At 51.5% G+C, this 5,290-nt stretch carries 7 protein-coding genes and 1 pseudogene; 7 read left to right on the plus strand and 1 reads right to left on the minus strand.

The window, feature by feature from the left end; all coding sequences use genetic code 11:
- The 7 genes from KDK19_RS16690 to KDK19_RS16720 form a co-directional block, all read left to right on the plus strand.
- The coding region (locus KDK19_RS16690; protein WP_257292405.1) for a hypothetical protein at window positions 1–485 on the plus strand (485 nt) is incomplete at its 5' end.
- Window positions 486–488: 3 nt separating this feature from the next.
- Window positions 489–881, plus strand: a complete 393-nt coding sequence (gene gspI / locus KDK19_RS16695; protein WP_257254468.1) for a type II secretion system minor pseudopilin GspI — start codon at window positions 489–491, stop codon at window positions 879–881.
- A complete protein-coding gene (gene gspJ / locus KDK19_RS16700; protein ID WP_257280938.1) occupies window positions 878–1,516 on the plus strand; it encodes a type II secretion system minor pseudopilin GspJ in 639 nt (212 codons plus the stop codon). Before gspI ends, gspJ begins: the two co-directional genes overlap by 4 nt.
- Window positions 1,513–2,520, plus strand: coding sequence for a type II secretion system minor pseudopilin GspK (gene gspK, locus KDK19_RS16705; RefSeq protein ID WP_257254470.1), 1,008 nt, complete (start codon window positions 1,513–1,515; stop codon window positions 2,518–2,520). The genes gspJ and gspK overlap by 4 nt, the downstream gene beginning before the upstream one ends.
- Complete coding sequence (gene gspL, locus KDK19_RS16710; RefSeq protein WP_257254471.1) at window positions 2,517–3,752, plus strand: type II secretion system protein GspL; 1,236 nt, start codon at window positions 2,517–2,519, stop codon at window positions 3,750–3,752. The genes gspK and gspL overlap by 4 nt, the downstream gene beginning before the upstream one ends.
- Window positions 3,749–4,297 (plus strand): type II secretion system protein M, encoded by a 549-nt coding sequence (locus KDK19_RS16715; RefSeq protein WP_257288580.1) that lies wholly within the window; start codon window positions 3,749–3,751, stop codon window positions 4,295–4,297. The genes gspL and KDK19_RS16715 overlap by 4 nt, the downstream gene beginning before the upstream one ends.
- A 5-nt stretch (window positions 4,298–4,302) precedes the next feature.
- A complete protein-coding gene (locus KDK19_RS16720) occupies window positions 4,303–5,058 on the plus strand; it encodes a type II secretion system protein N (RefSeq protein ID WP_257292406.1) in 756 nt (251 codons plus the stop codon).
- Between the two features lie 140 nt (window positions 5,059–5,198).
- Here KDK19_RS16720 and KDK19_RS16725 read toward each other — a convergent pair.
- A pseudogene (locus tag KDK19_RS16725) lies at window positions 5,199–5,279 on the minus strand (IS5/IS1182 family transposase); the annotation flags it as partial.
- Window positions 5,280–5,290 lie beyond the last annotated feature (11 nt).

The following is a 5,290-nucleotide window of genomic DNA, read 5'->3' on the forward strand; positions in this document are numbered from 1 at the left end:
GTTCTGCACGTTTAAAAACGGACGCAGAGCGATTTGCTGCTCTGGTGAAAACTGGCCACGAAGAGTCATTGCTCAAAGGTAAAGACCTTGGGGTCAGGTTGACCGACAACGGCTATCAGTTTATGGAGTGGCACGAAGACCAATGGCAGTTAATGCAGAGTGACCGATTGCTCACAGAGAAAGAGCTTTCAGAAGCCATCAATCTGGACTTTATGCCGGGCGAGCTGATCTGGCAGGCTGCTCTGGATGCTGAAGAGCAGCATGATAGTGACTCGTTTTTCACCGACTCAGGGCTGTTTGAAAACGAAGAAAGCATGAAAAAACCTGATCTCTATATTTGGTCCAGTGGCGACGTGACCCCGGCTGAAGTGCGGTTTCAGTCTGCCAGCGACAGTCGTCGCTTTTTTAGCGTGATGATCAGGGAAACCGGAGAAGTAACCGTGGTCAGTGCAGATGAGTACGACAAGACAAGTGGCCGGGGCTGATAAATGAAACGTCACGCAGGCTGTTCCCGACGGGCCAGGGGCTTCACTTTGTTAGAAGTGCTGATGGCCATGACTATTCTCGCCATCGCTGGTATCACAGTGCTCAGAACCAGCAGTGAAAGCCTTGATAACAGCCAGTACCTGAAGAACAAAACCATGGCTCGCTGGGTGGCCGACAATGAACTGGTCGATCTTTACCTGAAGGAGCAATGGCCGTCCCAGACCTGGAAAAAAGAAACCCGTGAGCTGGCAGACCAAACCTGGCATGTCCGATACCGAAGTGTGCGTACGGCGGATGAAAATTTTCGAGCCATCCAGGTCGAAGTCCGACTGGACCGTGATGACAAGAAAGCCGCTCTGGCCAGTCTGCAAACTTACACGGTGAAGCGGTCTTGAAGTCATTGAACACCGTGCGACGCTGGACCCAACAGGGTTTTACCTTGCTGGAAATGTTGGTGGCCCTGACCATTTTTGCACTGGTCAGTATGAGTGCCTGGCAGATTCTACAGGGGGTTATGGGGGCCCGGGATGTTGCCAGCGATCATCAGAGTCGTATTCAGGAAATTGACTACGCCATGATAGTCATGGAACAGGACTTCCGGCAAATGATTGACCGGGGTGTGCGGGTCGATGGTGAACTGACGAATCAAAGTCTGTTTGCCGGTAAAGATATGCTGGAATCCGATGACGAGGCAGCGGCCTTTATTCGTTTGGGCTGGCGTAATCCGCAAGACAAACTTCCCCGCTCCAAATTGCAGAAAGTCAGCTACCGGCTTAAGGACGGCGTGCTTGAGCGTCAACACTTTTATGTGCTGGACCCGGAGGAAAATGCGGAACCCGTAGTCAGGGATCTGTTAACCGATGTCCGCTCACTCAAGTTTCAGTACTTCGTTAAAGGCCTGTGGGTAGAAACGCTCGGCAATACCCTGCCCCAAGGCCTGAAGATTAGGTTTGAGCTGAATGATTTGGGGATCATCGAGCGGCGCTACGTGCTTCCCGGGAACTGGGAAGTTCAGGAGCAGGAGTCATGAGGAGCCTGATTTCGGATAAAAAGAATAGTACATCCTTTAAGCGTCGGCAGTCGGGTGTCGCACTGCTGATTGTTATGTTCGTATTGACGCTTATGGTACTGATAGCGGCAGAGATGACTTTCGGGTTTTCCCTGCAAATGCGGCGGACCGCCTCCCTGCAGCAAATAGAACAGGCACGCTGGTATGCACTGTCAGCCGAAGAACTGACAATCAAGGTGCTTCAGGACGAGTTTGATGAGAGCGATGAAACCGTGAATCTTGGCCAAACCTGGGCCACGGGGGAAGTGACTTTTCCGATGGATAGTGGGGCAATCAAGGGAGAAATTTCCGACGCTCAGGCTTGTTTAAACCTGAATGCTTTGCAGGCATCGGATAAAGAAGGGCAGACTTCGGTTGAAGTCAAAGTATTTCAATCCCTGATGGAAGCACTGGAAATTGAGTCCTATCAGGCCGAAATAATTGCACAATCAACCAGAGACTGGGTAGACAATGACAACACCCAGGCATCAGGCATCGGCGCGGAAGACAGTTATTACCAGTCTCTGCCAGTGCCCTATCTGGCCAGTAATACCAGTATGAGATCGGTTTCGGAGTTGAGAGCGGTTAAGGGCGTCAATGCCAAAATCATGAGAAGGGTCAAACCTTATATCTGTGCATTGCCGACCACCGAGATGAAGATCAATATTAATACTCTGTCGCCAGATCATGCACCGGTGCTCAGTGCCCTGTATTTGGGTGAGCTTCCCTTAGAGCAGGCAAAAGGGGTATTGGAACAGAGGCCGGAGGATGGCTGGAAGAGTGTGGATGAGTTTATTCAGCAACCGTCTCTCTCCAACTTCAGTGCCGGAGGCACCCACGAATTGATGTCGGTGGACAGTCAGTATTTTGTGATGACTGCAACCGCTTCCTATGCGGACTCCAAAGTCCGAATAAAAAGCCTGCTGCGGCGGGAAGAAGAAAATAAGTTCAGTGTCATTCGCCGAGAGTTTGGAGGGCTTGAGTGAGCCAGCATCTTATCATCAGGCTGCCCGGAGATCCCGGACAGCCCGTTCACTGGCAACGCTATCCAGTAGAGCAAGAGCCAGTGATTCTGGCCGCAGAAGAGGGAAAAACCTCCTCTGGCATTCTGCCGTCTGTTGAAGACCTGGGAACACTGGCGGAGTTATTCCCGGATACCAAAACCATTGCCCTGGTTCCCACGGAGCTGGTCAGTGTTCACTGCCTTCAGGTTGAAGGCAGGCTGAGCAAGGCGGTATTAAAGTCACTGCCTTTTCGTCTGGAAGATGATCTGGCTGAGGACGTAGACGATCTTCATATTTCGGTCATCGCGAGAGAAGGGGCTCAGGTTTATCTGTCCGTGGTCGCTCATTCGAAAATGGCTTTCTGGTGTGAAGCAATGAATCAGTCCGGCCTTAAAGTCAAAACCATGATTCCCGAAGCTTTGGCTCTGCCCTGGACCGAGGGAGAGTGCTCGGCGCTGGCCATGGATGAACGTTGGATACTGCGGGATAGCCGCTGGCAGTGGGCTGCCTGTGATCCATCCTGGCTGAGCTTCTATCTGGCAGCAGACGACTCGGAAGAGACGCCTCTGAAAGTGAACAGTTTCAGCGAACTACCTGAGAACCTGACGGGGGAATGGAACCGGGAAGCTTCGGGCCCTGCTCTGGAAGTATTGGCAGCGGGTGCGGTCAGTGCTGACTCACAGAAGAACAGCCCCAACCTGTTGCAGGGTGTCTGGCAAGTTGAGTCATCCATCATCAAGAGCCTGAAACCCTGGAGGCTGGCTGCCGGACTCCTGGCTTTTACCATTACTCTGTTTATGGCTCAGGCAGTATTGAAATCGGTACAGTTGGAACAACAGGCTGATCAGCTTCAGGCGCAGGCGCATAAGATCTACAGTGACATGTTCCCCGGTGAGCGGATTGTGCGTCTACAGTCGCAAATGAGGCAGAAGCTAATGGCCTTGAAAAGTAACAACAGCGATGACTCGGGTCTGCTGAAACTGCTCGATCAGACTGCACCCTTGTTTAAACAATATCCCCAACTCAATCCTGTTACTTTGTCGTATAACCAGTCTCAGCAATCACTGCGGGTGGAAGCCACTGCGAAGGATTTTGATACTTTTACGGCATTCCGGGAAGAGTCGGGTGAGCAACTGGTGATCACGGTTGAAACACTGGAGAAGAGTGGTGATATTGCCAATGGTACGCTAATCATCAGGGGGAGTGATTCATGAATGACATCATGGAAGGCTTCAATGAGCGCTGGCAACAGGCTCAGAGTTTCTGGCGTGGCCTGAGTCGGCGCGAGCAGCAACTCTGTATGGTGGCAGGGGCATTTATTATTGTCTGGTGCATTTGGCAGGGTATTTTAAACCCTTTGTCAGAACGTCAGTTAGCTGCCGAACGGAAGCTGGTGGCCAGTCAGAAGTTGTTGGCTTCTGTACAGGAACAGGCCAGTGAGATTGTCAGGCTACGTCAGGGTCAGCCAGACAAGGGCCGCTATCTGGTTTTACCTCTGGACCAGATGGTGAATAAAACCGCAAAAGATTTTGATCTGCGCATCACCGGGGTGCGAACTGTTCGTGATTCATTGCAGGTCGATCTTGATACAGTGGGCTTTGATCGTTTACTGGCATGGCTAGTCAATCTTCAACAGCAGGGAGGAGTTGAGATCAGGGAGTTGGAGGTAGAAGCTGCCGAAAAGCCCGGTCATGTGATCGTTAAGGCTTTGAGAATACATAGAGCCTTCAGCAGTGAGACAGCCTTCAGCGAGAGTTAAGACATATGAAGAGAATCATTACTCTGGCCGCACTGGCCGCAGTTTCTTACACAGGTTTTATGCTGGCAGAGCTACCAGCCGCTTTTGTCTGGCGTCATGCACCCAAAATGCCGGGGATTGAACTCGAAGGTCTCTCAGGCTCACTCTGGTCGGGTTCAGCGCAGGAATTAACCATCAACGGTATCGGGCTTCAGGAAGTCAGTTGGGATCTCCAGCCTTCTGCACTGCTGACCGGAAAGGTCAGCGCGAACGTTGAGGTCGGTGATCATTTTTCTGCCGTTGTGGGTCAGGCGACAGTGACCTACAGTCCTCAGGGTGTGACGATTGAAGATCTTCAAGCAGACGCTTCGGCAGGCTGGTTGCAGCAGCTTGTTCCCATGCCGGTTCCGGCAACCGCCAAGGGTAATATCAATCTGGTGGCAAACTCCCTGGTTTATGAAAAAGGTCTGTGTGTCGAGCTGGACGGTCACATGACATGGGAAAGAGGGCGAATCAGCAGTCCTCTGGGTGACGTGAAACTGGGTAAAGCAGATGCTGATCTCACCTGCAAGGGAAATACTCTGCAAGGTAAAATTCGCCAGTCATCCGAATTTCTGACAACAGATGCCGTTTTCAGCTTTAATCTTAACGGCAGCTATTCGTTGAACGGGAAAGTGTCTGAAGGTGAGGCCCTGCCAGAAACCATGAAAGACGGCATGCAATTTCTTGGAAGGCCGGATTCTCAGGGGCGCTATCCTTTAACATTTAAAGGGCGAATTTAATTCGCAGTTTTCAAAATGATCTGGCCGCATATTCAGGGGCACTCTACCTGAAAGCTTTCGTGTCAATCATTGAACTCTTCAGGCAGGCTTCACCACGTAGCCCCCGTACCAGCAAGCCAGAGAGTCGCCTCAATAAATCACCTGTTATCAGCTGTCGGCCCGGGATCAGTGACTTTACCCGGCAGCGTGTCATTGATCCGATCCCATTGTTCATCTTTGATTGCTGTGCGAG

The organism is Endozoicomonas sp. ONNA1 (assembly GCF_024606325.1).
Classification (GTDB): Bacteria; Pseudomonadota; Gammaproteobacteria; order Pseudomonadales; family Endozoicomonadaceae; genus Endozoicomonas_A.

Coding starts and splice junctions, on each gene's coding strand:
- gspI (WP_257254468.1), top strand. CDS start 489: ATGAAACGTCACGCAGGCTGTTCCCGACGGGCCAGGGGCTTCACTTTG.
- gspK (WP_257254470.1), top strand. CDS start 1,513: ATGAGGAGCCTGATTTCGGATAAAAAGAATAGTACATCCTTTAAGCGT.
- KDK19_RS16715 (WP_257288580.1), top strand. CDS start 3,749: ATGAATGACATCATGGAAGGCTTCAATGAGCGCTGGCAACAGGCTCAG.
- KDK19_RS16720 (WP_257292406.1), top strand. CDS start 4,303: ATGAAGAGAATCATTACTCTGGCCGCACTGGCCGCAGTTTCTTACACA.